Source organism: Polaromonas sp. P1_A2, assembly GCF_056406895.1.
Genome location: NZ_JBFTZI010000001.1, coordinates 709,421 through 735,308, shown reverse-complemented (window position 1 = coordinate 735,308; position 25,888 = coordinate 709,421). Strand labels below are relative to the sequence as shown.

At 64.6% G+C, this 25,888-nt stretch carries 29 protein-coding genes; 12 read left to right on the top strand and 17 right to left on the bottom strand.

Going from position 1 to position 25,888, the window contains the following annotated elements; all coding sequences use genetic code 11:
• The first annotated feature begins 48 nt into the window (after window positions 1-48).
• A complete protein-coding gene (gene ftsY, locus AC1D09_RS03435) occupies window positions 49-1,152 on the top strand; it encodes a signal recognition particle-docking protein FtsY (protein ID WP_477662339.1) in 1,104 nt (367 codons plus the stop codon).
• 9 nt (window positions 1,153-1,161) lie between these two features.
• Here the strand turns inward: ftsY and AC1D09_RS03430 are convergent, their stop codons facing one another.
• Genes AC1D09_RS03430 through AC1D09_RS03420 form a run of 3 tightly spaced genes read right to left on the bottom strand, consistent with a single transcriptional unit; the run spans window position 1,162 to window position 3,828 of the window.
• Window positions 1,162-2,184, bottom strand: coding sequence for a YeiH family protein (locus AC1D09_RS03430; RefSeq protein WP_477662340.1), 1,023 nt, complete (start codon window positions 2,182-2,184; stop codon window positions 1,162-1,164).
• Window positions 2,185-2,233: 49 nt separating this feature from the next.
• Window positions 2,234-3,025, bottom strand: a complete 792-nt coding sequence (locus AC1D09_RS03425; protein ID WP_477662341.1) for an inositol monophosphatase family protein — start codon at window positions 3,023-3,025, stop codon at window positions 2,234-2,236.
• A 2-nt stretch (window positions 3,026-3,027) separates the two neighbouring features.
• A complete protein-coding gene (locus tag AC1D09_RS03420) occupies window positions 3,028-3,828 on the bottom strand; it encodes a GntR family transcriptional regulator (RefSeq protein ID WP_477662342.1) in 801 nt (266 codons plus the stop codon).
• A gap of 112 nt (window positions 3,829-3,940) precedes the next feature.
• On the opposite strand from AC1D09_RS03420, the gene AC1D09_RS03415 reads away from it, so the two are divergent.
• The 7 genes from AC1D09_RS03415 to AC1D09_RS03385 all read left to right on the top strand — a co-directional run bounded on the left by AC1D09_RS03415 (window position 3,941) and on the right by AC1D09_RS03385 (window position 9,415).
• Complete coding sequence (locus tag AC1D09_RS03415) at window positions 3,941-4,222, top strand: UxaA family hydrolase (RefSeq protein ID WP_007862870.1); 282 nt, start codon at window positions 3,941-3,943, stop codon at window positions 4,220-4,222.
• Between the two features lie 111 nt (window positions 4,223-4,333).
• Window positions 4,334-5,509 carry a UxaA family hydrolase gene (locus AC1D09_RS03410; RefSeq protein ID WP_007862871.1) on the top strand — a complete coding sequence of 392 codons (1,176 nt, stop codon included), beginning with the start codon at window positions 4,334-4,336 and terminating at the stop codon, window positions 5,507-5,509.
• Between the two features lie 12 nt (window positions 5,510-5,521).
• Entirely contained in the window at window positions 5,522-6,448 is a 927-nt protein-coding gene (locus tag AC1D09_RS03405) for a hydroxyacid dehydrogenase (protein ID WP_477662343.1), read from the top strand.
• Entirely contained in the window at window positions 6,448-7,473 is a 1,026-nt protein-coding gene (locus tag AC1D09_RS03400) for an Ldh family oxidoreductase (protein WP_477662344.1), read from the top strand. The genes AC1D09_RS03405 and AC1D09_RS03400 overlap by 1 nt, the downstream gene beginning before the upstream one ends.
• A gap of 21 nt (window positions 7,474-7,494) precedes the next feature.
• A complete protein-coding gene (locus tag AC1D09_RS03395) occupies window positions 7,495-8,469 on the top strand; it encodes a Bug family tripartite tricarboxylate transporter substrate binding protein (protein WP_074576576.1) in 975 nt (324 codons plus the stop codon).
• A 100-nt stretch (window positions 8,470-8,569) separates the two neighbouring features.
• The gene (locus AC1D09_RS03390; protein ID WP_477662345.1) at window positions 8,570-9,052 is read left to right on the top strand and encodes an Mpo1 family 2-hydroxy fatty acid dioxygenase; all 483 of its coding nucleotides are present in this window, start codon (window positions 8,570-8,572) and stop codon (window positions 9,050-9,052) included.
• Window positions 9,053-9,121: 69 nt separating this feature from the next.
• Window positions 9,122-9,415, top strand: a complete 294-nt coding sequence (locus tag AC1D09_RS03385) for a hypothetical protein (RefSeq protein ID WP_477700933.1) — start codon at window positions 9,122-9,124, stop codon at window positions 9,413-9,415.
• A 10-nt stretch (window positions 9,416-9,425) separates the two neighbouring features.
• Here AC1D09_RS03385 and AC1D09_RS03380 read toward each other — a convergent pair whose 3' ends face one another.
• The 3 genes from AC1D09_RS03380 to AC1D09_RS03370 are packed head-to-tail and all read right to left on the bottom strand — an operon-like array spanning window position 9,426 to window position 12,057.
• Entirely contained in the window at window positions 9,426-10,361 is a 936-nt protein-coding gene (locus tag AC1D09_RS03380) for an NAD(P)-dependent oxidoreductase (protein WP_477662347.1), read from the bottom strand.
• A complete protein-coding gene (locus AC1D09_RS03375; RefSeq protein ID WP_477662348.1) occupies window positions 10,358-11,041 on the bottom strand; it encodes an RraA family protein in 684 nt (227 codons plus the stop codon). The genes AC1D09_RS03380 and AC1D09_RS03375 overlap by 4 nt, the downstream gene beginning before the upstream one ends.
• 44 nt (window positions 11,042-11,085) lie before the next feature.
• Window positions 11,086-12,057 (bottom strand): Bug family tripartite tricarboxylate transporter substrate binding protein, encoded by a 972-nt coding sequence (locus AC1D09_RS03370; RefSeq protein WP_477662349.1) that lies wholly within the window; start codon window positions 12,055-12,057, stop codon window positions 11,086-11,088.
• 95 nt (window positions 12,058-12,152) lie between these two features.
• Here AC1D09_RS03370 and AC1D09_RS03365 point away from each other — a divergent pair, with 95 nt between their 5' ends.
• The 3 genes from AC1D09_RS03365 to AC1D09_RS03355 all read left to right on the top strand — a co-directional run bounded on the left by AC1D09_RS03365 (window position 12,153) and on the right by AC1D09_RS03355 (window position 16,119).
• Window positions 12,153-12,926, top strand: a complete 774-nt coding sequence (locus AC1D09_RS03365) for an IclR family transcriptional regulator (RefSeq protein WP_477662350.1) — start codon at window positions 12,153-12,155, stop codon at window positions 12,924-12,926.
• Window positions 12,927-13,146: 220 nt separating this feature from the next.
• Entirely contained in the window at window positions 13,147-14,109 is a 963-nt protein-coding gene (gene rpoH / locus AC1D09_RS03360; RefSeq protein WP_007862907.1) for an RNA polymerase sigma factor RpoH, read from the top strand.
• Between the two features lie 327 nt (window positions 14,110-14,436).
• A complete protein-coding gene (locus tag AC1D09_RS03355) occupies window positions 14,437-16,119 on the top strand; it encodes a 7TM diverse intracellular signaling domain-containing protein (protein ID WP_477700932.1) in 1,683 nt (560 codons plus the stop codon).
• A gap of 9 nt (window positions 16,120-16,128) precedes the next feature.
• On the opposite strand, the gene AC1D09_RS03350 is transcribed toward AC1D09_RS03355, so the two are convergent.
• The 5 genes from AC1D09_RS03350 to AC1D09_RS03330 all read right to left on the bottom strand — a co-directional run bounded on the left by AC1D09_RS03350 (window position 16,129) and on the right by AC1D09_RS03330 (window position 20,345).
• Entirely contained in the window at window positions 16,129-16,761 is a 633-nt protein-coding gene (locus tag AC1D09_RS03350) for an SCO family protein (protein WP_477662352.1), read from the bottom strand.
• A 7-nt stretch (window positions 16,762-16,768) separates the two neighbouring features.
• Complete coding sequence (gene cyoE / locus AC1D09_RS03345) at window positions 16,769-17,689, bottom strand: heme o synthase (protein ID WP_477662353.1); 921 nt, start codon at window positions 17,687-17,689, stop codon at window positions 16,769-16,771.
• A 17-nt stretch (window positions 17,690-17,706) separates the two neighbouring features.
• A complete protein-coding gene (locus AC1D09_RS03340; protein WP_477662354.1) occupies window positions 17,707-18,831 on the bottom strand; it encodes a COX15/CtaA family protein in 1,125 nt (374 codons plus the stop codon).
• Window positions 18,832-18,870: 39 nt separating this feature from the next.
• On the bottom strand, window positions 18,871-19,503 hold the full coding sequence (locus tag AC1D09_RS03335; RefSeq protein ID WP_477662377.1) for a hypothetical protein: 633 nt from the start codon (window positions 19,501-19,503) through the stop codon (window positions 18,871-18,873).
• Window positions 19,504-19,583: 80 nt separating this feature from the next.
• Window positions 19,584-20,345 carry an SURF1 family protein gene (locus AC1D09_RS03330; protein ID WP_477662355.1) on the bottom strand — a complete coding sequence of 254 codons (762 nt, stop codon included), beginning with the start codon at window positions 20,343-20,345 and terminating at the stop codon, window positions 19,584-19,586.
• 18 nt (window positions 20,346-20,363) lie between these two features.
• On the opposite strand from AC1D09_RS03330, the gene AC1D09_RS03325 reads away from it, so the two are divergent.
• Window positions 20,364-20,597, top strand: coding sequence for a twin transmembrane helix small protein (locus AC1D09_RS03325; protein ID WP_477662356.1), 234 nt, complete (start codon window positions 20,364-20,366; stop codon window positions 20,595-20,597).
• Window positions 20,598-20,949: 352 nt separating this feature from the next.
• Here the strand turns inward: AC1D09_RS03325 and AC1D09_RS03320 are convergent, their stop codons facing one another.
• The 6 genes from AC1D09_RS03320 to coxB form a co-directional block, all read right to left on the bottom strand.
• Complete coding sequence (locus tag AC1D09_RS03320; RefSeq protein WP_413325275.1) at window positions 20,950-21,867, bottom strand: cytochrome c oxidase subunit 3; 918 nt, start codon at window positions 21,865-21,867, stop codon at window positions 20,950-20,952.
• Window positions 21,868-21,942: 75 nt separating this feature from the next.
• The gene (locus tag AC1D09_RS03315; RefSeq protein WP_074576540.1) at window positions 21,943-22,158 is read right to left on the bottom strand and encodes a DUF2970 domain-containing protein; all 216 of its coding nucleotides are present in this window, start codon (window positions 22,156-22,158) and stop codon (window positions 21,943-21,945) included.
• Complete coding sequence (locus tag AC1D09_RS03310; protein WP_477662357.1) at window positions 22,155-22,766, bottom strand: cytochrome c oxidase assembly protein; 612 nt, start codon at window positions 22,764-22,766, stop codon at window positions 22,155-22,157. The genes AC1D09_RS03315 and AC1D09_RS03310 overlap by 4 nt, the downstream gene beginning before the upstream one ends.
• A gap of 41 nt (window positions 22,767-22,807) precedes the next feature.
• Window positions 22,808-22,921, bottom strand: a complete 114-nt coding sequence (locus tag AC1D09_RS03305) for a cytochrome oxidase small assembly protein (protein ID WP_217631815.1) — start codon at window positions 22,919-22,921, stop codon at window positions 22,808-22,810.
• Between the two features lie 26 nt (window positions 22,922-22,947).
• A complete protein-coding gene (gene ctaD, locus AC1D09_RS03300) occupies window positions 22,948-24,582 on the bottom strand; it encodes a cytochrome c oxidase subunit I (RefSeq protein WP_477700931.1) in 1,635 nt (544 codons plus the stop codon).
• A gap of 91 nt (window positions 24,583-24,673) precedes the next feature.
• On the bottom strand, window positions 24,674-25,849 hold the full coding sequence (gene coxB / locus AC1D09_RS03295) for a cytochrome c oxidase subunit II (protein ID WP_477662378.1): 1,176 nt from the start codon (window positions 25,847-25,849) through the stop codon (window positions 24,674-24,676).
• Window positions 25,850-25,888: the final 39 nt, after the last annotated feature.

Below are 25,888 nucleotides of genomic sequence, written 5' to 3'. Positions count from 1 at the left end.
TGCCCCGCAACGGTGCAACAGCCCACTAGGACTCCGCAAGCATACCCAATGTTCAGTTTTTTCAAGAAAAAATCCCCCCCTCCCGCCGCCGTGCCTTCCACGGCGTCGCCCGCGCCGGCGGCAGACGCCGTTCCCGCGCCGGCGCCCGCCGGGGGTGGATTGATAGGCAGCGCGCTGGTCACCCCCATCGCCATGCCGGCACCCGGCGCCGTCCCGCCGGAACGCGAGCGCTGGCTCAGCAAGCTGCAGGCCGGCCTGCGCAAGACCGGCTCCAGCATTTCAACGGTGTTCACCGGCAGCCGCATCGACGACGCGCTTTACGAAGACCTTGAAACCGCGCTGCTGATGGCCGACGCGGGCACCAAGGCCACCGAACACCTGCTGGCCGACGTCAAGCGCCGCGTACGCGAAGGCGGCATGACGCATCCCGTGGCCGTCAAGAACGCGCTGGTGGACGCCATCGCGCAATTGCTCAAGCCGCTGGAGCAGCCGCTGGTGATAGGCCAGTACCAGCCCACCGTGATCATGGTCACCGGCGTGAACGGCGCCGGCAAAACCACCTCCATCGGCAAGCTCACACGCCACCTGGCCACCGAGGGTGCCTCGGTGCTGCTCGCGGCGGCCGACACCTTTCGCGCGGCGGCGCGCGAGCAGCTCAGCGTCTGGGCCGACCGCAACACCGTCGAGATCGTGAGCCAGGAAGGGGGCGACCCGGCTGCCGTGAGCTTTGACGCCGTGAGCGCCGGCAAGGCGCGCGGCAAGGATGTGGTGCTGGTCGATACCGCCGGCCGCCTGCCCACGCAGCTGCACCTCATGGAAGAGCTGCGCAAGATCAAGCGCGTGGTGCAAAAGGCGGAGGCCACGGCCCCGCACGAAGTATTGCTGGTGATCGACGGCAACACCGGGCAAAACGCCCTGGCCCAGGTCAAGGCCTTTGACGACACTTTGCAACTGACCGGCCTTATCGTGACCAAGCTGGATGGCACGGCCAAGGGTGGCGTGCTGGCGGCCATTGCGCTGTGGGCCCGCGAACGCGCGCTGGCCTCGCCGGCGCTGCGCCCCGTGTCGGTGTATTTCATCGGCGTGGGCGAGCAGCTCGAAGACCTGGAAACCTTTAACGCACGCGAATTCGCGCAGGCCCTGCTGGGTTAGGCGCTTTCCTCAGGCGCCGCCCAGGCGCAACAGCAGCACCGCGGCCACCACAAAGGCCACGATAAACACGGTCTCGGTGACCAGCATGGCCACCGGCTTCCAGCCCAGCTTGAGCAGGTCCTCAAAACTGGTCTTGACACCCGCGGCAGCAATGGCAGTGACCAGCATCCAGCGCGAGGCATCGCCGGCCAGCTGAACCAGCGGCGGGCTGATGAGGCCGGCACTGGCCAGCATCACCAGCACGACAAAGGCCAGCAGAAAGCCGGGCACCAGCGGCACCTCGGTTTCCGGCACCTTCACGGCCGGATGCTTGCGGTACATCACGGCCACCGCCAGCACCACCGGCATCAGCATCATGACGCGGAACAGTTTGACCACCGTCGCCGTGTCGCCGGCCTGCGGCCCCAGCATCATGCCGGCCGCCACCACCTGCGCCACATCATGGATGGAGCCGCCCAGCACGATGCCGGCCTGCCCCGGCAGCAGGCCTATGGCCTGCAGGCTGAAGGGATAGACCACCATGGCCAGCGTCGACAGCACCGTGACGCCCACGACGGCCAGCAGCGTGAAGCGCTCGTTCTCTTTGGTTTGCGGCAGCACCGAAGACACCGCCAGCGCCGCCGACGCCCCGCAAATGGCCACGGCGCTGCCCGAGAGCAGGCCTTCGTCGCGCGAACACTTGAGCCAGCGCGCCAGCAGCACGCCCAGCCCTATCGTGAGCAACACCGCCAGCACGATGACCGCCGCGGTTCCCAGGCCCAACTGGGCCACCTGCGAAAAAGTGATGCGCGCGCCCAGCAGCGCCACGCCGACACGCAGCACCACACGCCCGCAAAAACCTATGCCCTTGGCCGCCTGCGGATGGCTGCTCAGAAAGTGAAAGGCCAGGCCTATCAGCAGCGCGTACAGCAGTTGCGGCCCGCCGTAATGCTCGGACACAAAGGTGGCCGCCAGTGCGATCACCATGCACACCAGCACACCCGGGAAATACGTGCTCAAGGAAGCCAGCTGCAAGCGCCATGTGTGAATCATCGGAACCCAATAAAAATGTCAAAAAAAGTGGTGGAGTGAGGCCCCCGCCTCATGAGCGCTTGTCATGGGGCTTGAGTACGCCCTCGAGCAGGGCGGCGCCTGCCGGGCTACCGGCTACCAGCATCCGGCTCTCCAGCAGCGGCAAGCCGTCCATCGCCTGCATCACGGCGCCGGCTTCGCGCAGCAGCACGGCGCCTGCCGCCGCGTCCCAGGCGCCCATGCCGCGCTCCCAGAAGGCGTCTACCCTGCCGGCCGCCACATAGGCCAGCTCCAGCGCCATCGCGCCGCTGCGGCGCACCTGGCCGAAGGTTTTCAACACGCGGCCGAATTCGGCAAGGTAGTCGTCCATGAAGGGCGCGCCGGGTTTGGGGAACACCGTAGCGACCAGGCACTGGCCCGGCAGGCGCGGGCCGGCGCAGGCGATGGGCCGCCCGTTCAGCCGGGCGCCCAGCCCAGTCGCGGCCGTGAAGACCTCATCGCGCGAAGGATCAACGATTACGCCCAGCACCGGCTCCCGGCCCACGCAGAGGGCGATAGCCACCGCGTACTGCGGGTAGCCGCGCGCGAAGTTCGCCGTGCCGTCTATCGGGTCCACCAGCCAGGTGGGGCCGTCCGTCAACTCGCCGCCGCCCTCCTCGCCGACAAAGCGGCCCTGCGGCAGCGCATGCTGCAGGGCTTCCTGCAGGTCCTCCTCCACTTCGCGGTCAAAGCGCGTGACCCAATCGCCGGGCGCTTTCTGGCTCACGTCGGCCGGTTTCAGGCCGGCCTGGGCTTGCTGGATGCGGGCGGCCGCTTCCATGCCGGCCAGCCTGGCCTTCTCCAGTAAAAAAACAAGGTCCATGCTCAAGCTCTCTTGGACAGCACACTGACGTAGTCGTGCGCCTGAGTGTTGATGGTCGACACGCGATACTCCACCGGCTTGTCGCCAAAGGTCAGCGCCAGCCGGTGCACCTCCATCACCGGCGCGCCGGCCGCCACGCCCAACACGCGGGCCGTGGTTTTGTCGGCCGCCGCCGCGCGCGCGCGCTCCTGCGCGCGCAGCACGGTGATGCCGAAGTCGGTCTGGTACAGCGCGTAAATCGTGCTGGGCCTTTCGACAAAACGCTTTTCGGTGAGATTGCGAAACAGCGCTGCCGAAATCGCCAGCCTGTCGTGCATCACCACGCGGCCGCGCAGCGCGAGCCGGTTCTCGGCCCTGAACACCGGCTCGCCGGCCTTGATGCGCAAGGCGCCGGCCTCGGCTTCCGTCGCCCGCTCGCGCGCGAAGGCGATGCAATCGATTTCGGGGTAGTCGCGCTCGCGCGCCTCATCGTCGTCGCCGAAATTCCAGCGCGGCTCCACATGGAAAAACTGGAACATGAAACGGGCATCGGTGTGCGGCGCCACAAACGTGCCCTTGCCTTGGCGGCGCAGTAGCACGTGCTCGTGCACCAGTTCGTCCACCGCATGGCGCAAGGTGCCCACACTGACCTGCAGGCCGGTGGCGATTTCAGCCTCGCTGGGCAGGGGTTTACCCGGACCGTAGTGGCCGGCTTCAATGAGTTTTTGCAGCTCGCGCTTGACCTGGCGGTACAGCGGCATGGTGTCCCCGCCCGCCAGCGGGCGCAGGGAGGTGGGTCTGGTTTTCGCGTTCACGGCGCCCATTGAAACACCGATGGGCGGGTCGTACAAGTCATATATATGAGTGAATTGACAAGGTGCGGGCCCTCCATAAAACTGGCGGCTCGATTCAACCCAGCCCCTTGATGGAGAACCCATGATTCATTTTGTATTGCATGACGCCAAAGACACCGTGGCCGTCGTGGTGGTGGAAGGTGTAAAGGCCGGAACCGCCATGACCGGCTGGATCATGGACGAGGACCGCATGATCAATGTGCAGGCCCAGCAGGACATCCCCATTGGCCACAAGGTGGCGCTCAAGGACATGGCCGTCGGCGATACGGTGCTCAAGTACGGCATCGACATGGGCAAGGTCGTCGCCAACATCAAGGCGGGCCAGCATGCGCACGTCCATAACATCAAAACAAAGAGGTGGTAACCCCCCGAAGCGGCCTGCGGCCGCCTCCCCCTAAGGGGGCATCGCCTGTGGCCTGGCAAAGCCAGATCCACGTCGATTGCTGGAACAAACAATTCATCTAGGAACATATCCATGTCAGTCATTAACAAAGACACCACATTTCTGGGCTATCGCCGCGAGAACGGCCGCGTCGGCGTGCGCAACCACGTCATCATCCTGCCGCTGGACGACCTGTCGAACGCGGCGGCCGAGGCCGTGGCCCACAACATCAAGGGCTGCATGGCGATCCCGCATCCCTACGGCCGGCTTCAGTTCGGCGCCGACCTGGAGCTGCACTTTCGCACGCTGATAGGCGCGGGCTGCAACCCCAACGTCGCGGCCGTGGTGGTGATAGGCATTGAAGACGGCTGGACCAAAAAAGTCGTCGACGGCATCGCCACCACCGGCAAACCGGTGGTCGGCTTCGGCATCGAGGGCCACGGCGACCACGAGACCATCATGAAGGCCTCCAGGGCGGCGCGTGAGTATGTGCAGTGGGCCAGCGAAAAGCAGCGCGAGGTCTGCGGCATCTCCGAACTCTGGGTCTCCACCAAATGCGGCGAGTCCGACACCACCTCGGGTTGCGGCGCCAATCCCACGGTGGGCAACGCTTTTGACAAGCTGCACCCGCTGGGCAACTACCTGTGCTTCGGCGAAACCTCGGAAATCACCGGCGGCGAAAAAATCGTGGCCGACCGCTGCGCCAACGACGCGGTGCGCGAGCGCTTCATGTTCATGTTCAACCGCTACCAGGACATGATCAACCGCCACAAGACCAGCGACCTGTCCGACTCGCAGCCCACCAAGGGCAACATCGCCGGGGGCCTGACGACCATCGAGGAAAAAGCCCTGGGCAATATCCAGAAGATAGGCAAGGTCTGCACGGTGGACGGCGTCATCGACAAGGCCGAGATGCCCACGCACCCAGGCCTGTGGTTCATGGATTCGTCCAGCGCCGCCGCCGAAATGGTGACCTTGTGCGCCGCCTCCGGTTACGCCGTGCACTTCTTCCCCACGGGCCAGGGCAACGTGATCGGCAACGCCATCGTCCCGGTGATCAAGATCTGCTCCAACCCGCGCACCGTGCGCCTGATGAGCGAGCACATTGACGTGGACACCTCGGGCCTGCTGCAGCGCGAGATCACGCTGGACCAGGCCGGCGACAAGCTGCTGGAGAACATGCTGCGCACGGCCAACGGCCGCCTGACCGCGGCCGAAGCCCTGGGCCACCGCGAGTTCGTGCTGACGCGTCTCTTCGAATCAGCCTAGAGCGGAGGACGCATGGCGCGCATAGTCATCTGTGAATTCATGGACGAGCGCGCCGTGGCGCGGCTTGCGGCGGCGCATGAGGTGCTCTACGACCCGCAGCTGGTGGGCGATGCGGCCCGCCTGCGGGCCGAGGCGGCGACGGCCGACGTGCTGGTCGTGCGCAACCTGACCCAGGTGCGCGGCGAACTGCTGGCCGCGCTCACGCGCTGCAAGGTGGTGGGCCGGCTGGGCGTGGGCCTGGACAACATCGATGTCCCGGCCTGCGAAGCCCGGGGCATCAAGGTCATCCCGGCCACCGGCGCCAATGCGCTCAGCGTGGCCGAATACGTGATCGCCAGCACCATGCTGCTGCTGCGCGGCGCCTTTGCCTCCAGCGCGGCGGTGGCCGCCGGCCAGTGGCCGCGCGCGGCGCTGGGCAACGGGCGCGAGACCGCCGGGCAAACGCTGGGCATCATAGGCTTCGGCTCCATAGGCCAGACCACGGCGCGCCTGGCGCGGGGCCTGGGCATGCAAGTGATCGCTTACGACGCCATGCTGGCGCCCGATGCGCCGGTCTTCGCGCAGGCCGGCGTGCGCTACGCCGCGCTCGATGAGCTCATCGCCGGCGCGGACGCCGTCACGCTGCATGTGCCGTTGGTGGACTCCACACGCGGCCTGTTCAACGCCGAGCGCATTGCCCGCATGAAAAAGGGCGCCGTGCTGGTCAACACCTCGCGCGGGCATATCGTGGACCTGGCAGCCGTGGCCGCAGCCCTCAGGGACGGCCGGCTGGGCGGCGCGGCCATCGATGTCTTCGATGTGGAGCCCCTGCCCGCGACGGCGTCGCTGCAGGATTGCCCCAACTTGGTGCTGACCCCGCATATTTCGGGCGTCAGCACACAATCGAATGAACGTGTATCGTTCATGGTCGCAGAAAAAGTTCTGGAGAGTCTGAGCTGATGGCCCATTTGTCCCTTGAAGAAGCCACCCGCCTCGGCGCGCAGGCCCTGCGCTGCGCGGGCGCGTCCGAAGAAATGGCGCTGAGCACCGCGAAGGCGCTGGTCCGCGCGGACGCGCAAGGCCTGGCCTCGCATGGCCTGAGCCGCGTGCCGCAATACGCCACCCACCTGAGCAACGGCCGCGCCGACGGCCAGGCCGTGCCCGTGGTGGCGCGGAAAAAAGGCGCGACGGTGCTGGTCGATGCCGGGCAAGGCCTGGCCTTTCCGGCCTGCGACCTGGCGATTGCCACGGCCATCACGACAGCGCGCGAGATGGGCGTGTGTTTTGTGGGCATCACCAACAGCCACCACTGCGGCGTATTGATAGACCATCTGCGCGCCGCGGCCGATGCCGGCCTTGTGGGCCTGGGTTTTGCCAACGCGCCGGCGGCCATGCCGGCGGCCGGCGGCAAACACCCGGTGTTCGGCACCAATCCCCTGGCCGCGATCTTTCCGCGCCGTGATGCCGACCCGCTGATGGTCGACCTCTCGCTCAGTGAGGTCGCGCGCGGCAAGGTCATGCTGGCCGCCAAGGAAGGCAAGCCGATTCCGCTGGGCTGGGCGCTGGACACCGAAGGCCGGCCCACCACCGACGCGCAGGCGGCACTCGAAGGCTCCATGCTGCCGCTGGGCGCGGTGAGCAGCCCCAAGGGCTCCATGCTGGCGCTGGTCGTGGAGCTGCTTGTCACCGCCGTGATAGGCGCGCGCTTTTCTTTTGAGGCATCCTCCTTTTTTGTCGATGAAGGCAACCAGCCGCGCATAGGCCAGGCCTTTATCCTGATAGACCCGGGCGCCCTGGCCGGCGCCGACAGCTACTTCGAGCGCATGGAAACCCTGATCGCCGAAATGCTGCAGGACGACGGCGTGCGCCTGGCCGGCGCGCGGCGCATCGCGCTCGAAGCCAAGGCACAGCAGGCGGGAATCACCATCCCCGACGCGCTCAAGTTTCAATTGGATCAGTTAGTCAGTGAGGGATCAGTTGTTTAGTTAAAACTCAAGGAGATTGGCATGAAGCGTCGTGACATCGTATTGGCATCAGCAGGTGCAGCCCTGACGGGCGTTCCGGGCCTGGGGCTGGCCCAGCAGACCTTTCCCAAACCGGGCAGCACCATCAAGTATGTGGTTCCGTTTACGCCCGGCGGCCTGACCGACATGATGGCCCGCACGGTTGCCCAAAAGCTCTCCGAAGCGTGGAAGACCTCCGTGATTGTCGAAAACAAGGCCGGCGGAAACGCGCAGATTGGCGCGGAACAGGTCGCCAAATCAGCGCCCGACGGCAATACGGTGCTCGCCATCACGTTGACGCATGCCGCTAACGTTTCTCTCTATCCCAACGCGCCCTACAGCTTGACCAAGGATTTGCGTCCCGTCGCCCTGCTGGCCAATTCGCCGATGCTGGTGGTTGTCCCCACCGCCAGCCCGATCAAGGACTTCAAGGACCTGATGGCGGTGTCCAAAACCAAGCAACTGAGCGCGGGCTCGAGCGGCAACGGCACACCGGCGCACCTGACCATGGCTTTGTTCAACGAACTGAACAAAACGAAGATGATCCATGTACCCTACCGTGGTGGCGCGCCATCGATGGTCGACCTGATTGGCGGCCAGCTGGACGTGGTCTTTTCCAACTATCCAGAATCGATCGCTCACGTCAAAGGCGGCAAGCTGCGCGCGATCGCCATCTGCAGCCTGGGCCGGCACCCGGGAGTTCCCGATGTTCCCACCGCCCTGGAAGCGGGCATGCCTGGCCTCTTTGTCGAAAACTGGACAGGCGCCATGCTCCCGGCCAAGACACCGGATGACATCGTGGACAAATTCTCGCGCGAGATGATCAAGATCATGTACAGCGCCGAAGTGGAAGAGCGCGCCAAGCAGCAAGGCTTTCGTGTCTCGCAAAAGGGCTCAGACGAGTTCGGCCGCTTCCTGAAAAGCGAAATAGACCGCTGGAGCCGGATTATCAAGACCGCGAAAATCACGCCCACCTGATGTCGCCCGGGCGCCGTGCCCGGCTTTGTAAAACACCGCGGCTGTATTAAAGTGGAAGAAAAAGGCGCTGATTGCGCCTTTTTTCCCAAAGGAGACAGACATGGACAACACGGCGGACACACACGACACCCCCAACACTGCCGGCGCACCGGCCGAAGCCCGCAAAGTCGACCAGTTGCTCGCGCATTACGGCGAAAGCCACCAGAACCCGCGCAACGAGCTGATTCACTTCATCGCCATTCCCCTCATCATGCTGAGCCTGGTCGGCATGCTGTTTGCGCTGCATCCCTATGTGGCCTATGCCTTTGTCGCGGCCAGCATGGTGTACTACGCCCGTCTGTCGGCGGTGTTCTTCATGACCATGGCGGTTTGGTCGGTGCTGTTCCTGGGCTTGGTGTTCGCCATGGGGCCGCTGGTACTGCCGCTCAGCATCGCCATTTTTGTGGGCGCCTGGATCTTGCAATTCATAGGCCACAAGATAGAAGGCAAAAAGCCCTCGTTTTTCGAAGACATCCAGTACCTCTGGGTCGGCCCGCTGTTCGTGCTGAGCAAGCTGTTCGGCAAGCTGGGCATACGCTGGTGATGCATCCAGCTTGAAAAAGCGCCTTTCGCCTCCATGTGGGAGGTTTAAACCTTTTCACAGGTGTTTCGCTTGATCAGCAAAATTCTGCGTTTTTTCCTCAAACTGGTGCTGGGCCTGTTTGCGGCGGTGTTTGCCCTCAGCCTGCTGGCGGCCGCGCTGATCGTCGTGGTGCTGAGCCTGCTGAAGTCCCTGGTCACCGGCCGCAAGCCGGCACCGGCCATGGTGTTTGGCCGCTTCCAGCGCTACTCGCCGCAGGGCATGTGGCCGGGCGGCGCAGGCCGTGAGGCCGGCAACACGGCGCGCACCGACGATGTCGTGGATGTCGAAGTACGCGAAGTGCGTAACGACAAGCGCCTGCCTTAAATCCCTGCCGTCAAGGCGCGCTGGGCTTTTGCCGCAGCACCGCCAGCGTGTTGTTCGCGGCGGCGACGCCCATGTTGACGTAAGCATCGCTGGTGACGCCGCCTATGTGCGGGCTCAGGATGAAACCGGGCTGATGGTGGAAGATGTGCGGCGCCGTCATGGGCTCCACCGCAAAACTGTCGAGCGCGGCCATGCCGACCTGGCCCGACTGCACGGCCGCCAGCAGCGCGGGCTCGTCAATCAGGCCGCCGCGCGCGGTGTTCACCACGATCACGCCTTTTTTGCACTGTGCCAGCGTGTTCGCGTTCAGCAACTGCTTGTTGTCGGCCGTCAGCGGACAGTGCAGGGAAATGGCATCGGACTCGCGCCAGAGCGTGTCCAGGTCAACGGGCTGAATATAGGCCGGCAGGTTTTTGGCAAAAGGATCAAACCCCAGAATGCGCATGCCCATGGCGTCGCACATCTTCGCGAAGCGTAGGCCTATGGCACCCAGGCCGATCAGGCCTATGCTGCGCCCGCCCAGCTCTACGCTCTTGTGCGTGGCCTTGTCCCAGTGGCCCGCGTGCATGCGGCTGTTGAGCTGGACCACCGACTTGGCGCAGGCCAGCAACAGGGCCAGCGCCTGCTCGGCCACCGCGGCCGCGTTGGCGCCCACGGCGGCGGTGACTTCAATGCCGCGCGCGGCGGCCGCCGCCTTGTCAATGGTGTCCGTGCCGCTGCCATGTTTGGAGATGACTTTCAGGGCCGGCGCGGCATCTATGACCTCGGGCGTGATGCTGCTGTAACGCACGATGATGGCCACCGGGTTGTGGCGCTGGCACAGGGCCACCAGGTCGGCCACCTGCGGCGCCCTGCCGGCGTAGACCACCTCAAAGTCCTCGAGCAAGGCCAGCGCCTGGGGGGCCAGGTCGGCGGCGGTGACCAGGATGGCGGGCTTGGCGCTCACAGGCTTTCCCCTGCCTGCAGCACGCCGGCGGCCACCAATGAATCATTCAGCCAGGGCGCGCTGGTTTTGCCTTCCTTGATCTGGGCAATACGCTTGGCCTCGGCCACCACCTTGTGCGCCGCCAGCGGCAGCAGCGATTCAATCTTTTCGCGCTCGACCACGACCACGCCGTCGCCGTCGCCGCAAATGAAGTCGCCGGGATTGACCGTTACACCGCCCACCGACACCGGATGGCCGATGCGGCCGCCCGCCTGCTTGGTCGGGCCGTTGGGATTGGTGCCGACCGAGAACACCGGGTAGTCCATCTCGTCGATCTCCAGGCTGTCGCGCACCGCGCCGTCGATCACCACAGCGGCCAGTCCCAGCTGCCGGCATGCCGTCATCATGATGGTGCCCATGAGCGCGCTGGTCTGGTCGCCTTTGCCGTCAATCACCAGCACATCGCCCGGCCGGGCCAGCGCCATGGCGGCATGGATCATGAGGTTGTCGCCCGGGCGGACCTCGACGGTGAAAGCCGTGCCGGCGAACTTCATGCGCGGGCGCAGGGCCTTGATGCGGCCGTGCAGCGCGCCGCGCCGGCCCGCCACATCGGCCAGGATGGCGGGCTGGTATTGCGCGGCCTGCGCGACGATGTCGGCGGATACGCGGTCGAAGTTTTTAATGATGTTGCGCTGGTTCATGGACGTGTTCAATAAGGAAGTGTTGGAAAACTTGCCTGGCGTTCTCAATCCAGCTTGGCGCCGGACTCTTTGACGACTGGTGCCCAGCGCGTGATTTCGGCCTTGATCAGCGCGCCCAACTGTTCAGGTGTTCCACCCAGCACGGCGGCGCCCTGGTCACCGAGTTTTTTCTTGACGTCGGCGGTTTGCAGCGCCTTGTTGAGTTCGGTGTTCAGGCGCAGCACGATGTCTTTGGGCACGGCCGCGGGCGCCACCACGCCGAACCAGGTCACAGCCTCGAAACCCCGGTAGCCCGACTCGGCCACCGTCGGCACCTGCGGCAGGTCGTCCACGCGCTTGAGGGACGTGACGGCGATGGCGCGCATCTTGCCGTTCTTGATGTGGCCCAGCAGCGTGGGCACCGATGACATATACAGCTGCACCTGGCCGCCTATGACGTCGGTCGCCGCCTGGGCCATGCCTTTGTAGGGCACGTGGATGAATTTGACCCCCGCCGTCTTCTGCAACAACTCGCTGGCCAGGTGGGCCACGGTGCCGTTGCCGGGGGATGCGAAGTTGAGGGACCCTGGTTTGGCCTTGCTGGCATTGACCACGTCGGCCAGCGTTTTGTAGGGTGAATCGGCGGCCACCACCAGCACCAGCGGCGCACTGGCCACCAGGCCGACCGGCGCCAGGTCCTTGACCGGGTCATAGGGCATCTTGCTGTAAAGCGCGGGGTTGATGGCCAGGTTGCTGGTTTGCCCCAGCGCCAGCGTGTAACCGTCGGGGGCCGCCTTGGCCGCGGTGTCCACACCCAGGTTGCCGCCGCTGCCCGGCCTGTTGTCGATCACAAAAGTCCAGCCCAGCGTGGTGGACAGCTTTTGGGCCACCTCCCGCGCAATGATGTCCGTGCCCCCGCCAGCCGGGAAAGGCACGACCAGGCGTATCGGTTTGTTGGGGTAGGCCTGCTGGGCCAGTGCGGGTATCGCCAGCATGGCAAGCAAGGCAGCCAGCAAGCTGCGGCGCAGAAAAATCATGAAATGTCTCCGTTGTTATGAACTCGCCCGCAAATTGTCATGCAGCGTTCCGTTTGTTAAAATACAGTTTCATCTGTCGCAACAAGGTTCATGTCATGAGCGCATCCCCGCCCAACACCCCTGGCCCGGCCGCAGAAGAAGAATCCACGGGTGTCAGCGCCGTCACCCGCGCGCTGCGGCTGCTGGAGGCCTTCGGCACCAGCGATGCCCAGCTGACCCTGGCCGAGTTGAGCCGCCGCACCGGCATGCACAAGACCACGGCGCTGCGCATCGCCCGCACGCTGGCGACGGACCATTACCTGGTGCAGAAGGAAGACGGCAGCTGGCGGCTGGGCCGGGCCGCCGGCTGGCTGGGCGCCTGCTACCAGGCGACCTTCAACGTGCATGAAGTGGTGGAACCCGTGCTGCGGGAACTCACCATAGAAACCGGCGAAAGCGCCTCGTTTTATGTGCGCGAAGGCAACCAGCGCACTTGCCTGGCCCGGGTTGACGGGCCGCGCACCATTCGCCACCACGTGCGTGTCGGCATCGGGCTGCCGCTGGACCTGGGCGCGCCGGGCCGGGTGATCCTGGCTTTTTCGGGTGAGCCCGGCGAGCCCTACGAAACGATCCGCCAGCGCGGCTACCACCTGTCGCTGGGCGAACGTGAGCCGGAGGTGTCCAGCGTGTCGGCGCCGGTGTTCAGCATGGGATGGCGGCTGCTGGGCTCGGTCTGTATTTCAGGGCCGACCTCGCGCCTGACGGAGCCGCGCCTGAAAGAGCTGGCCCAAACCGTGATCCGGGCGGCCAACCAGCTGTCCTATGCGCTGGCGGGAAGCCGCAAACCCGGTCCCGGGACGGCAGGGACCCCGGCCGCGTGGCATCCCTAGGATTGTTTGCTGCATCTGGCCCATCTGGTAATTGGAAGAATTACCCGCATTTACATCCCGGAAACCAAAGCGCCCGAACCAAACCCCGGGCATCGTGCTCATACTGGGGACCAAGGGTTTTCACTTATTAGCCTTGCGCTATCCGAGTCATTGAACCTATTGCTTAGCACTCTCTCTAACAGAGTGCTAATATTTAGCACTAGAGAAAAGGAGTTCTGCAGTGTCATATGCTCTTTCCCCCCAATCGCTGACCGCTGCCGTGGCCGTGCCCCAATCGGGCGCCGTCGCAGCCGTCAACCCTTGGTCGCTGGTTCCCCCACTGGGCAACCTGGACGCTTACATTTCCGCCGTCAATCGCCTGCCCATGCTCACCCTGGAGCAGGAGCAGGAATACGCCAAAAACCTCAAGGAAAACAACGATCTGGACTCGGCCGGTAAGTTGGTGCTCTCTCACTTGCGCCTGGTGGTGTCGATTTCGCGCAAATACCTGGGCTACGGCCTGCCGCACGGCGACCTGATCCAGGAAGGCAATATCGGCCTGATGAAGGCCGTCAAGCGCTTCGACCCGGACCAGAATGTGCGCCTGGTGAGCTATGCCATGCACTGGATCAAAGCCGAGATCCATGAGTACATCCTGAAGAACTGGCGCATGGTCAAGGTCGCCACGACCAAGGCCCAGCGCAAGCTGTTTTTCAACCTGCGCTCCATGAAGCAGGGTTTCAAGGACGACGCCGACGTGGCGACGCACCGCGACACGCTGACCGAAGGCCAGATCGACTCCATGGCCAAGACGCTGAACGTCAAGCGCGAGGAAGTCATAGAGATGGAGCAGCGCATGTCGGGCGGCGACGTGCTGCTGGACCCCAGTCCCGGTGATGACGGCGAGGACGCTTTCGGCCCCATCGCCTACCTGGCCGACGCGACGCAGGAGCCGACCGCGCTGATGGAATCGCGCCAGCGCGACAACCTGGCTTCGGACGGCATCACGGCCGCGCTGGAAGAACTGGATCCGCGCGCCCGCCGCATCGTGGAAGAGCGCTGGCTCAAGGTGAACGACGACGGTTCGGGCGGCATGACGCTGCACGACCTGGCCGCCGAGTACAAGGTCAGCGCCGAACGGATCCGCCAGATCGAAGTGGCGGCCATGAAGAAAATGAAGAAGGTGCTGGCCGCTTACGCCTAAAGCGCTTTCACCCACCGCGTTCTTCGCAAAGCCCGCAGCGTCAAAACTGCGGGCTTTTTTGTGGGCGCGTGTTGCCTGAAAACACTTTCGGCGCTCTCAATACGGCCTGCAGCGTGATTTGCTGCACTAAATTGCAGTTGCTCGCACGCACCAACGCAAATTTAAAACGCAATTTGTTACGCATAGTCGCACAATGAATTTGTGCTGATCCTTAACGCGCTTTCAGGCCTGCCAAGGCGTGTTCAGCGGTTCATGCGCGCCCTCTTCCCTGTTTTCTCCGTGGGTTGTTTCCGGGGAATGTTGGCGGCGTACCTGCTGGGTGCGGCCATGCCGGGATGGGCGCAGCCAGGCGCCGACGCGCGGCTGCCGGTGCTTCAGCTCAACGCGCCCGACGGCCAGATCGAACTGGCCGAACACAGCCAGTTCTGGATCGACGTGACCGGCAAGGCCGTGCTGGAACAGATGGAAGCCTGGGAGTACGACCTGCCGTTTGCGATGCGGCCGGCCGGCCACACCGCCATGCTGGAGGGCAAGGTGATGTGGGTACGCTTTAACGCCATGCAGCCCGACCTGTCGCAGCGCTGGGCGCTGGAAGTGAGCAGCGCCGGCGTGGACCGCGTGAGCCTGCATTACCGCGACGCCGCCGGGAACTGGGTCGAACAAAAGGCGGGCGACAAAATCCCGGTGAACCAGTGGCCGCGCCCCGACCGCTTTCCGGTCTTCGACCTGGACAGCGAGCAGACGCGGCCGGTCACCTATTTCATACGCATAGAGCAGGCGCGCAGGCCGTTTTCAGCGCCTCTTTACATCTACAAGCACCCTGCCCTGCTGGCGCAGCGCATGCAGGAGCAGTTTCTGCTGGGCGCCTACTTCGGCCTGGCGCTGCTGATGGCCCTGGTGGCCGCCGCCTATGCCGTGGCATTCAGGGACAGGAGTTTCGCCGCCTATGCCGTTTACATCGGCGCGCTGGCGGCGGCGCAGGCCGCGTTGCTGGGCATAGGCGGGCAATACCTCTGGCCGGACTGGCCGACCTGGAACGATCTTTCGGCCTTTTTGCTGCCGGTACTGGCAACCTGCAGCGGCCTCTGGTTTGCCCGTGTAGTAACCCGTCCGCGGCAATTCTCGGCGGTGCTGGACTGGCTGTCGCTCAGGCTGATCACCGTGCTGGCGCTGCTGACGCTGCTGGACACAGCGCTGCCGACACGCGCGGGCTTTATCGCCGTCACGGCCCTGATCGTCGCGGCCTTGGTGCTGATCTGCGTCATGGTGTTCATCGCCTGGCGAGGCGGCGAGCCCACCATGCGCTGGATCGCGCTGGGCTTTGTGCCGGTCGCGGTCGCGGTGCCCTTTCCCATACTGCGCGACCTGGGCCTGATCCCGATCAGCTTCCTCACCCAGTATGGCCTCACCCTGGGCGCGGCGCTGGAAACACCGCTGCTGTTTTACGGCCTGTTGCGGCGGGGCGCGCAGCGCCGCGAAGCCCGGGCGCGCGCCGCGGCGCTGGCGCAAACCGAGCCGCTCACCGGCCTGAGCAACCTGCACACCTTCGAGGCGCGGCTGCAGGAGGCCTTGCTGCGCTCCAGCCGCTACGGGCACCGCAGCGCGCTGCTGATGATTGAGCTCTCCAACCACGGCTGGTTCGCCAGGGAGCACGGGCGGCAGATTGCCGACTACGCGCTGGTGCTGGCAGGTTCCTGCCTGCGCAAACTCGCGCGCGACATCGACATCGCCGCGCGCGTCGGCGACAGCGAGTTTGCCTTGTTGATAGAAGGGCCGGTGACCGCCGCGCAGGCCGTGGCCGCGGCCACCCAGCTGGTGGCGCGCGCGCTGCAGCCATCCGATTTACTGCCCGTGGGCTCGCACCTGAAGCTGCACGTCGCGATCGCCATGGTGCCGGACGCGCAGTGCGGCGCGCAGCCGGACGCCGCGCTGCATGTGGCTTACATGCTCAAGTCCCTGCGCGAGATGCCGGCCAACACGCGCAAGTCCATCAAGACGGTGAATTTTTAACCGGGCTGCTCAGGAGTTCTTCAGCAGCAGGCGGATGTCGGACGCCAGCATTTCCGCGCCGCCGCCATAACGGTTGTACAGGCGTATGCGGCCCTTGCCGTCAAAGACATAGCTGCCCGCGGAGTGGTCCATGGTGTAGCTGCCGGGGGTCTTGCCGTCGACCTTTTTGTAATAGACCTTGAAGTCCTTGGCGACTTCCGGCAACTGGGCCATGGTGGGGCGCAGTGCCAGGAAGCCCGGGTCGAAGTTGCCCATATAGGCCTTGAGCAGCTCGGGCGTGTCGCGCTCGGGGTCGACGGTGATGAAGATGGCCTGCAGCTTGTCGCCGTCGGGGCCCAGCAGCTTCTTGACCTGGGCCAGCTCGGCCATGGAGGTCGGGCAGACGTCGGGGCACTGCGTGAAACCGAAGAAGACCACGACCACCTTGCCGGGGAAATCCTTGAGCGTGCGCACCTGGCCGTTGTGGTCGGCCAGCGTGAAGCCCTGCGCATAGTCGGCGCCGGTCAGGTCTATGCTTTTGAACTGCGGCTTGTCGGGCGCGCAGGCCGCCAGCAGGCAGGCCGTGGCCGCGAGCGCGGCGGCGCCGGCCAGGGTTCGAATCGCGCCGCGGCGCGTGGGCGGCAAGGTGTTGGGGGTTTTCATGCGGGGTTCAGACAAGGTAGTGGTCCAGCAGCAGTGCCGCGAACAAGGCCGAAAGATGAATCAGCGAAAAGCGGAATGTCTTGCGCGCCAGCGCATCGGAATAGTTGCGCCACAGGCGCCAGCCGTACCAGCTAAAGCCCATGCTCAGCGCCACGGCGGCCACCAGGTAAAGCCAGCCGCTCATCTTGAAGATGAAAGGCATCAGGCAGGCCGGAAACAGCACCAGCGTGTACAAAAATACCTGCAGGCGCGTGAAGGCGTTGCCGTGGGTGACGGGCAGCATGGGCAGGCCGGACTTGCGGTAATCCTCGACGCGGTACAGCGCCAGCGCCCAGAAATGCGGCGGCGTCCAGAGGAAGATGATCAGGAAGAGGATCAGCGCCTCGGGGCCGACCGAGCCCGTCATCGCGGCCCAGCCCAGCACCGGCGGCATGGCGCCCGAGGCACCGCCGATCACGATGTTCTGCGGCGTCATGGGCTTGAGGATCACGGTGTAGACCACCGCATAGCCGATGAAGGTGGCAAAGGTCAGCCACATGGTGAGCGGGTTCACCCACACGTACAGGATCCAGGAGCCCAGCGCGCACAGCGCGGCCGAAAAGGCCAGCGTGAGCGGGTTGCTGAGCTCGCCCTTGGCCGTGGGACGCCAGGCGGTGCGGCGCATGCGCGCGTCGATATGCTGCTCGACCAGGCAGTTAAAGGCCGCGGCGGCCCCGGCAACCAGCCAGATGCCGGCGCAGGCGATGAGCGCGAGCCTGACGTCGGGCCAGGTGGGAACGCCGGGAACGGCCAGCACCATGCCGATCAGCGCGCAGAACACAATGAGCTGCACCACACGCGGCTTGGTCAGCGCATAGAACTGCGCGAACTTCGACGGAACGTGGGGCGCGGCGGAAGCCGGGGCGGCGGACGGGGTACTGGGGTTCATGGGGAGTCGCTAGACCTTCAATTTTGACGCATGTGGCGCCGGGGCTCGCCGCGGCCGGAAAAGACCACGCCGCCGAGCACAATGACCAGGGCCGCGGCGCCACCGGTGTGCATGACGGCGGCCAGCAAAGGCCAGCCCAGCACGGCGTTGCTGATGCCGGTCACGGCCTGCAGCACGATGAGCCCGGCCAGCCAGCGCGCGGGCGCGCGAAACGCCGGCAGGCGGTGCAGAAAGAAAGCCAGCACGAGGAACACGGCAAACACCAGGTAGGCCGTGAGGCGGTGCACATAGTGGATGGCCGTGAGCGCCTGGAAGCTGATGTTGGCGCCGTCATGGCCCGCGCCCAGCTCGCGCCACAGCGTGAAACCCTGGCGAAAGTCCATGGCCGGCCACAGCGAGTTCTGGCAGCCCGGAAAGTCCGTGCAAGCCAGCACCGCGTAATTGGTGCTGACCCAGCCGCCCAGGGCGATCTGCAGCCACAGCAAGGCAAACGCGGCCAGCGCGGCCAGGCGCAGGCCCTTGCCCAAACCCTGGGCCGGCGGCGCCTGCAGCCCGGCATAACGCAGCGATTGCGCGCGCAGCAAAGCCAGCAGCACCAGGCCGCCCAGCAAATGCAGGGTGACGATGGCGGGGAACAATTTCATGGTGACGGTGAGCGCACCGAAAGCGCCTTGCAAACACACCCACACCAAGGTGACAGTGGGCCACCAGGGCGAGACGGCTATGCGCTTGCGCTCCAGCCAGCTGGTCACCGTGAGCGTGAGGATCAGCACACCGACGCCCGTCGCGAGATAGCGGTGGACCATCTCGATCCAGGCTTTCGAATGCGTGACCGGCCCGGTCGGCATCGCGGTCTGCGCGGCCTCGATATGCATTTGCGCGCCCACCGGGCTCGCGCTGCCGTAGCAGCCCGGCCAGTCGGGGCAACCGAGGCCCGAATCGGTGAGCCGGGTGAAGGCGCCGAAGATCACCAGATCAAAAGTGAGGAACAGCGTGACCAGCGTCAGCACGCGCAGGCGCTGCGCCACCGGCGCGTTCTTGTTGTGCGCCCAGACCCAGGCCAGCGGCCCGAGCGCGACCACCAGGCCCATGATCATCAGGCGCAGGGCGGGGCTCAGGTCGTAAAGGGCGGTACTGGACATGGTGTGATGTGAGACAGGCGTTAAGCCGGCTTCGCCGGTTTAACGACCCTCCTTGTCCCAGCTGCTCGAGGCGCGCAGCAGGCGCTCCAGGTCGCGCTTGGCCTTGGCCGCGGCGGCGGTATCCATGTCGGCCGGGAAACGCATCATCAAATTGCCGATGGGGTCGACCAGGTAGAGGTGGTCTTCCAGGCGCTTGCCGGCGGCGGGCTCCAGCCACTGCGCCAGTTCGGCCGGTGCCACGCGCAGCACGGCCGAGGAGGCCAGTGCCGGCAGCAGCGCATCGCGCACGGGCGCGTCGTCGGCGACCAGCCAGACGCGGTCCACGCGCTCTTTTTCCTTGCCCAGCGACTCGCGCAGCTGGCGCTGGAAATACAGGTTCTGTTCGCAGCGCGCATCACAGGCGCCGCCGGCCACGCTGATCAGCAGCCACTGGTTCTTGAGCGCCGTCAGCGTGCCGGTGCGGCCGTCAAGCGCGCGCGTGGCCAGCGGCGGCAGCGGACGCTGCGGGTCTATCAGTTCGCCGAAATTGCGGCGGCCTTCAGGCCGGACCACGTAGTAGGTGAAATAGGAGGCGACCACCGGGGCGGCGCACACCAGCAGCACGGCCAGCATCTTCCAGCGGCCGGCGACGGTGTTCGGCTCGCGCGTGCTGGACTGGTCCAGCACGGGCATGGTGTGCACGGTCAGGCCCAGGGGCTGGTCCTGTGAGGCGGGCACAGTGGCAGAGTTGGGGGAGGTGTCAGGCGTAGTGGTCACGGCAGTTGATCGCGGCTTGTTGGGCGGCGTGAGTGGATACGGGCACGGAAAGGAAGAACCAGCTGAAACCAGCCATAAAGAATGCTCACCAGGGCGCACAGGCCGAACCACTGGAAGGCATAACCGTAGTGCTTGTCGACGCCGAGATTCGGGGCAGCCCATTCGCGCAGAAGGCCTTCGCTGGCCGCGCCGGTCTGCAGCAGGGAAACCTCCAGCAGCGGCAGGCCGGTTTGCGCCCGGTAGGCCGGCAAGTCAAGATTTTGCCGTATCCGGCCGGTCTCTATGCCCTGGAACTCATAAAGTTTGGAAGGTGGCAAGGCGATACGGCCCTCCACGGTGACGCTGCCGGTGGGCGTCGCCACCTGCGGCAGGCGCGTGCGGTCGGCGAAATCGCGCGGCACCCAGCCGCGCTGGACCACGATGGCCTGGGCGCTGCCTTCCAGCACCAGCGGCGTGAGCACCACAAAACCGGTCTTGCCGGCCATGGGCCGGTTGTCGAGGTAGACCGTGTGTTCCGGCCGCCAGTTGCCCTTGAGCACGGCCGGCCGGTGTATCTCATCCGCCATGTTCGGGACCGCGAGCAGCGCGCGCGCATCGAGCGCGGGCAGGCGGCCCTTGGACTCGACGGCGGCCTGCAGGGCTTCCTTCTGCGCGGCACGGCGCAGCTGCCACTGCCCCAGCGAGAAGGTGGTGCCGGCCACCAGCACGGCGGCCGCGGTCAGCAGCCAGAAGCGCGGGGAATGCAAAGCCGGTGTCATGCGCCGATAATCCTGTTCATGAACTACCTCGTTGCACTGGCGTTTATCGCCATCCTGGCCAGCCTGGCTTCCGCGCTTTTTTTCATGCTCAGGGGCAGCAGCGGCGACAACAAGGACGGCAAGCGCAAAGCCAGCAATATGGCGCGCGCGCTGGCCTTCCGTATCGGGTTCTCTGTGCTGCTGTTCATCTGCATTCTGATTGCGTGGAAGCTCGGTTACATACAGCCCACCGGTATTCCCGCGGGCAAATAAACGTCACGCCAGGTGGCGAAATAAAGAACAAAGGCCGCATCAAGCGGCCTTTGGTTGAGCGGCCTGGGCCGCGATTGGTTCCAAAGAACCTGTTCACGACCTAAACGGGGCCGCGTTGGGGTGCAATCGGGATGAGTGGGCCGACCGGGAACGCCGCATGGGCTAATGCCCATGCAAGGGCTCGGGTGGCTCAATCGCCCGATTTCACCCCAACCCGGAGGGCAAGTGCCTTCTCGGGCGGTCTGCGGCGTTGCGGCGCTAGCCCATAGGTGAACTATGGGCGTCGCACCGCGCCTTGCATCCCATCCCGAGAAGGTACTTGCGCGGCCCCGTTTAGGCCGCGAACAGGTTCTTACAGCCAGTACACCAGGATGTACAGGCCCAGCCAAACGACGTCCACAAAGTGCCAGTACCAGGCGGCGCCTTCAAAGCCGAAGTGCTTTTCAGGCGTGAAATGGCCTTTTTGCAGGCGCAGCGTGATGAACAGCAGCATCAGCATGCCGACGAACACGTGAAAGCCGTGGAAACCCGTGAGCATGAAGAAGGTCGAGCCGTACACGCCGGACGACAGCTTCAGGTTCATCTCATGGTAGGCATGGAAGTACTCATAGCCCTGCACGAACAGGAAGACCACGCCGAGCAGAACCGTGGCCCACATAAAGGCGATGGTGCGGGCGCGCTTGCCTTCGATCAGCGCATGGTGGGCGATGGTGATGGTGACGCCGGAGCTCAGCAGCAGCGCGGTGTTGACCGTCGGCAGGGAGCCCATGATGCTGGCCCAGATGCCGCCGCCAATGGCCAGCGGCTTCATGGCGGTGAATGGCTCGATGATGTCAGCGGGGGAAGCGGTCACGCCGGCGGCCAGGCTGGGCCAGACGGCCTTGAAGTCGGGCCAGAGCAGCGCGTTGTCCAGGCTGCCCAGCGCGGGCAGCGAGTGCGCGCGGGCCCACCACAGGGCGGTGAAGAAGGCGCCGAAGAACATCACTTCCGAGAAGATGAACCAGCTCATGCTCCAGCGGAAGGACATGTCGATCTTGCGGCCGTACATGCCGCCTTCGCTTTCGGCGATGGACTGGCTGAACCAGCGGTACAGCGTCGTCAGCCACCAGATCATGCCGAAGGCCACCGACCATTTGCCCCAGTCGTGGCCGTTGATCCATTGGCTGGCACCGAGAATGACAAAAAACAGGCCGATAGACGCCATCACCGGATGGCTCGATGGGCTGGGAACGAAATAGTGGGGGGTAGACCCGTGGGTTGCTGATGACATCGCTGGACTCCTGTTTTTCTCTCGAATTTCCAATAATCTTTTAATTCACACCGTGATGCGCTGGCGGATGCGGCCTCAGCGCGCGACCATCCACTTCGCCAGCAGCACCAGGACTGCGACAAATACCACCACGGCGATCAGCCCGACCACAATGATGTGGAGGGGGTTCAAATTTTTCACGTCTTCCTCGTAATCGCCGCGCGCGCGCAGCCCCACGAAAGACCAGGCCACGGCCTTGACCGTGCGCCAGAAGGAAGGTTTTTTGGCGGGTGCGGCGGCCATGCTGCTCATGCGCCTGCCTGTTTTTCAGGTACCGCGGCGGCCGTCGTCGCCTTGGGCGTGGCCGGTGCGGCCGGCGTCTTGCCGCCGACTTCAAAAAAAGTATAGGACAGCGTGATGGTGCTCACGTCTTTCGACAGCTTCGGGTCGATGACAAAGGCCACCGGCCACTGCTTTTTCTCGCCGGGCGCCAGGGTGTACTGGCTGAAGCAGAAGCATTCCAGCTTGTTGAAGTGGGCGCCGGCCTGCGCGGGCGCGTAGCTGGGAATGGCCTGGGCTGACATGGTCCGGTTCTGCACGTTCTGGAATTCGTACATCACCGTGGTCAGCTCGCCGGGATGCACCTGCAGCGTGTTTGTCGCGGGCTTGAATTGCCAGGGGCCGCGCGAATTCGCGTCGAACTCGACGGTGATGGTGCGGCTGAAGTCCACCTGGGTATTGGCCGGCAGGCTGGAAGTCGCCCCGGGAATCTGACGGTCGGACAGGGCCAGCACGTTGATGCCGGTCATCTCGCAAATCGCCTTGTAAAGCGGCACCAGCGCATAACCGAAGGCGAACATGCCGAGCACGATCACGCCCAGCTTGCCCATCATCTTGAAGTTTTCGCGCTTGAGCCGCATCACAGTGGTATCGCTTTGAGCCTGGTGCCGGACGGACCGGTTCAGTGCGCCAGGAAAATCATCTTGGCCATGAAGCCCAGAAAAAAGACCAACGCGACCGAGGCCAGTATCAGGGCCAGCCTCAGGTTGCTTTTCTTTTGCTCAGGTGTCGTCATGGCGGTTGACCGATTAGGAGTTTGAATCAGCCGATCACGCGGGTTGCCGAGGCATCCAGCTTGGGCGGGGTTTCATAGGTGTGGAAAGGCGCGGGGGACGGGACTTCCCACTCCAGGCCTTCGGCGCCCTTGCCGCCTTCGTCGACCCAGGGGTTCTGCTTGGCCGGTGCGCCCTTGCCGCGCATCGTGGGCACCACGATGAACAGGAAGAAATAAAGCTGCGCGAAGCCGAAGAAGAAGGCGCCCACGCTGGCCACGGCATTGAAGTCGGCGAACTGCATGGGGTAGTCGGCATAACGGCGCGGCATGCCGGCCAGGCCCAGGAAGTGCATTGGGAAGAAGGTCACGTTGAAGGAAATCAGCGACCACCAGAAGTGGATCTTGCCGCGGGTTTCGTTGTACATCACGCCGGTCCATTTGGGCGACCAGTAGTAGTAGCCGGCAAACAGCGCGTAGAGCGAACCGGCCACCAGCACGTAGTGGAAGTGGGCCACCACGTAATACGTGTCCTGCAGCTGGATATCGATCGGCGCGACCGACAGAATCACGCCCGTCAGGCCGCCGATGGTGAACACGAAGATGAAGCCCACCGCGAACAGCATGGGGGTTTCAAAGGTCATGGAACCGCGCCACATGGTGGCGATCCAGTTGAACACCTTCACGCCCGTGGGCACGGCGATCAGCATGGTGGAGTACATGAAGAACAGCTGGCCCGTGACCGGCATGCCGGTGGTGAACATGTGGTGCGCCCACACGACGAAGCTCAGGATGGCGATGGAGCCGGTCGCGTACACCATGGAGGCGTAGCCGAACAGGCGCTTGCGCGAGAAGGCCGGAATGATCTGGCTGATGATGCCGAAAGCCGGCAAGATCATGATGTAGACCTCGGGGTGGCCGAAGAACCAGAAGATGTGCTGGTACATCACCGGGTCGCCGCCGCCGGCGGGGTTGAAGAAGCTGGTGCCGAAGTGACGGTCGGTCAGAGTCATGGTGATGGCGCCTGCCAGCACGGGCATCACGGCGATCAGCAGGTAGGCGGTGATCAGCCAGGTCCAGCAGAACATCGGCATCTTCATCAGCGTCATGCCGGGAGCGCGCATGTTCAGGATGGTCACGATGATGTTGATCGAGCCCATGATGGACGAGGCGCCCAGGATGTGCATCGCGAAAATACCGGCGTCCATGGACGGGCCCATTTGCAGCGTGAGCGGCGCGTAGAGCGTCCAGCCCGCGGCAGGCGCGCCGCCGGGCATGAAGAAGGAGCCGGCCAGCATGATGCCGGCGGGGATCATCAGCCAGAAGCTGAAGTTATTCATGCGGGCGAAAGCCATGTCGGCCGCGCCGATCTGCAGCGGAATCATCCAGTTCGCGAAGCCCACGAAGGCAGGCATGATGGCGCCGAACACCATGATCAGGCCGTGCATGGTGGTGAGCTGGTTGAACAGTTCGGGGTTGACCAGTTGCAGGCCGGGCTGGAACAGCTCGGCGCGGATCAGCAAGGCCAGCACGCCGCCGAACATCAACATGAAGAAACTGAACAGCAGGTAGAGCGTTCCGATGTCTTTATGGTTGGTCGCGAAGACCCAACGGCGCCAGCCCACCGGGGCGTGGTCGTGGTGGTCGTCGTGCGCGTGGTCGTGATGGTCTAGAACTGCACTCATCTTGGCTTCCTTTGGTGGCTTTGGCCTGTAGCTTTATCTTGGCGGCCGGCGCGCAAGGCGCCGGCGGATTCTGGTCGTGGGGCGGATCGGCTTACTTGCGGGCGGCCTGCACTTCGGCGGGCTGGACGATCTGGCCGGTCTGGTTGGACCAGTTGTTCTTGGTGTAGCTGATAACAGCCGCGAGATCGGTGTCGCTCAAAGCCTTCCACGACGGCATCGCGCCACCGGCGGCACCGTTGAGCACGGTGGCAATCTGTTTCTTGTGGTCGGCGTCGAGCACGATGGCCGAGCCGTCCAGGGGCTTGATCGGGCCGGCGCCCTTGCCGTTGGGCTGGTGGCAGGCGGCGCAGTTGGCGGCATAAACCTTTTCGCCGCGGGCCTTCAGGTCGACGAGGGTCCAGACCTTGGTCGGGTCATCGGCCTTGGCGGCGGCTTCCTTGGCCTTGACGGCGACCCAGGCGCTGTAGTCGGCGGCGGAGACGACCTTCACGTGGATGGGCATGTAGGCGTGTTCCTTGCCGCAGAGCTCCTGGCACTGGCCGTAGTAGTCGCCCGGCTTTTCGGCACGGAACCAGGTGTCGCGCACAAAACCGGGAATCGCATCCTGCTTGATGCCGAAGGCCGGCACCGCGAAGGCGTGGATCACGTCGCTGGCGGTGGTGATGATGCGGATTTTCTTGTTGACGGGAACAACCAGCGGGTTGTCGACCTTGAGCAGGTAGTTGTCGGGCGCCTCGCCGGCCTTGGGGCCGCCGTTGTCGGACATTTCGCGGTGGGTGTTGTCGAGCGTGGAGACAAAGCCTATGCCTTCGCCTTCGCCCTTGATGTAGTCATAGCCCCATTTCCACTGGATGCCGGTGGCCTTGATGGTCAGGTCGGCGCCGGTGGTGTCCTTCTGGGCGACCAGCACCTTGGTGGCGGGCAGCGCCATGCCGATCACGATGAGAAAGGGAACGATGGTCCAGGCGATTTCCACGGCGGTGGACTCATGGAAGTTGGCCGCTTTGTGGCCCACCGACTTGCGGTGCTTCAGGATGGAATAAAACATCACGCCGAACACCGCCACGAAGATCACGAGGCAGATGGCCATCATGAACCAGTGCAGCCACTGCTGTTCTTCGGCGATCTTGGTCACGGCCGGGTGCAGGTTCAGCTGGTTGACGGCGGGGCCGCCCTGAAGGTCATTGACGGCGTAAGCGGCGGTGCTGACCCAGGCGGCCGCAGATACCAGAATTGCGCCTGCATGCTGCATGCCAAGCCGTGTCATTTTGCTCATGGTGTTGCTTACGTTCATCGTGATCACTTT

What these genes read in the sequence shown, in the direction of transcription:
- AC1D09_RS03325 (WP_477662356.1), top strand. Translation starts at nt 20,364, where the DNA reads ATGAACTACCTCGTTGCACTGGCGTTTATCGCCATCCTGGCCAGCCTG.
- AC1D09_RS03310 (WP_477662357.1), bottom strand. Translation starts at nt 22,766, where the DNA reads ATGCGGCTCAAGCGCGAAAACTTCAAGATGATGGGCAAGCTGGGCGTG.
- AC1D09_RS03335 (WP_477662377.1), bottom strand. Translation starts at nt 19,503, where the DNA reads ATGCCCGTGCTGGACCAGTCCAGCACGCGCGAGCCGAACACCGTCGCC.
- AC1D09_RS03405 (WP_477662343.1), top strand. Translation starts at nt 5,522, where the DNA reads ATGGCGCGCATAGTCATCTGTGAATTCATGGACGAGCGCGCCGTGGCG.
- AC1D09_RS03410 (WP_007862871.1), top strand. Translation starts at nt 4,334, where the DNA reads ATGTCAGTCATTAACAAAGACACCACATTTCTGGGCTATCGCCGCGAG.
- AC1D09_RS03400 (WP_477662344.1), top strand. Translation starts at nt 6,448, where the DNA reads ATGGCCCATTTGTCCCTTGAAGAAGCCACCCGCCTCGGCGCGCAGGCC.
- AC1D09_RS03350 (WP_477662352.1), bottom strand. Translation starts at nt 16,761, where the DNA reads ATGAAAACCCCCAACACCTTGCCGCCCACGCGCCGCGGCGCGATTCGA.
- ctaD (WP_477700931.1), bottom strand. Translation starts at nt 24,582, where the DNA reads ATGAGTGCAGTTCTAGACCATCACGACCACGCGCACGACGACCACCAC.
- AC1D09_RS03370 (WP_477662349.1), bottom strand. Translation starts at nt 12,057, where the DNA reads ATGATTTTTCTGCGCCGCAGCTTGCTGGCTGCCTTGCTTGCCATGCTG.
- AC1D09_RS03415 (WP_007862870.1), top strand. Translation starts at nt 3,941, where the DNA reads ATGATTCATTTTGTATTGCATGACGCCAAAGACACCGTGGCCGTCGTG.
- AC1D09_RS03395 (WP_074576576.1), top strand. Translation starts at nt 7,495, where the DNA reads ATGAAGCGTCGTGACATCGTATTGGCATCAGCAGGTGCAGCCCTGACG.
- AC1D09_RS03420 (WP_477662342.1), bottom strand. Translation starts at nt 3,828, where the DNA reads ATGGGCGCCGTGAACGCGAAAACCAGACCCACCTCCCTGCGCCCGCTG.
- AC1D09_RS03390 (WP_477662345.1), top strand. Translation starts at nt 8,570, where the DNA reads ATGGACAACACGGCGGACACACACGACACCCCCAACACTGCCGGCGCA.
- AC1D09_RS03355 (WP_477700932.1), top strand. Translation starts at nt 14,437, where the DNA reads ATGCCGGGATGGGCGCAGCCAGGCGCCGACGCGCGGCTGCCGGTGCTT.
- AC1D09_RS03375 (WP_477662348.1), bottom strand. Translation starts at nt 11,041, where the DNA reads ATGAACCAGCGCAACATCATTAAAAACTTCGACCGCGTATCCGCCGAC.
- AC1D09_RS03330 (WP_477662355.1), bottom strand. Translation starts at nt 20,345, where the DNA reads ATGACACCGGCTTTGCATTCCCCGCGCTTCTGGCTGCTGACCGCGGCC.
- AC1D09_RS03320 (WP_413325275.1), bottom strand. Translation starts at nt 21,867, where the DNA reads ATGTCATCAGCAACCCACGGGTCTACCCCCCACTATTTCGTTCCCAGC.
- coxB (WP_477662378.1), bottom strand. Translation starts at nt 25,849, where the DNA reads ATGACACGGCTTGGCATGCAGCATGCAGGCGCAATTCTGGTATCTGCG.
- ftsY (WP_477662339.1), top strand. Translation starts at nt 49, where the DNA reads ATGTTCAGTTTTTTCAAGAAAAAATCCCCCCCTCCCGCCGCCGTGCCT.
- AC1D09_RS03425 (WP_477662341.1), bottom strand. Translation starts at nt 3,025, where the DNA reads ATGGACCTTGTTTTTTTACTGGAGAAGGCCAGGCTGGCCGGCATGGAA.
- AC1D09_RS03340 (WP_477662354.1), bottom strand. Translation starts at nt 18,831, where the DNA reads ATGTCCAGTACCGCCCTTTACGACCTGAGCCCCGCCCTGCGCCTGATG.
- AC1D09_RS03305 (WP_217631815.1), bottom strand. Translation starts at nt 22,921, where the DNA reads ATGACGACACCTGAGCAAAAGAAAAGCAACCTGAGGCTGGCCCTGATA.
- AC1D09_RS03430 (WP_477662340.1), bottom strand. Translation starts at nt 2,184, where the DNA reads ATGATTCACACATGGCGCTTGCAGCTGGCTTCCTTGAGCACGTATTTC.
- cyoE (WP_477662353.1), bottom strand. Translation starts at nt 17,689, where the DNA reads ATGAACCCCAGTACCCCGTCCGCCGCCCCGGCTTCCGCCGCGCCCCAC.
- AC1D09_RS03315 (WP_074576540.1), bottom strand. Translation starts at nt 22,158, where the DNA reads ATGAGCAGCATGGCCGCCGCACCCGCCAAAAAACCTTCCTTCTGGCGC.
- AC1D09_RS03365 (WP_477662350.1), top strand. Translation starts at nt 12,153, where the DNA reads ATGAGCGCATCCCCGCCCAACACCCCTGGCCCGGCCGCAGAAGAAGAA.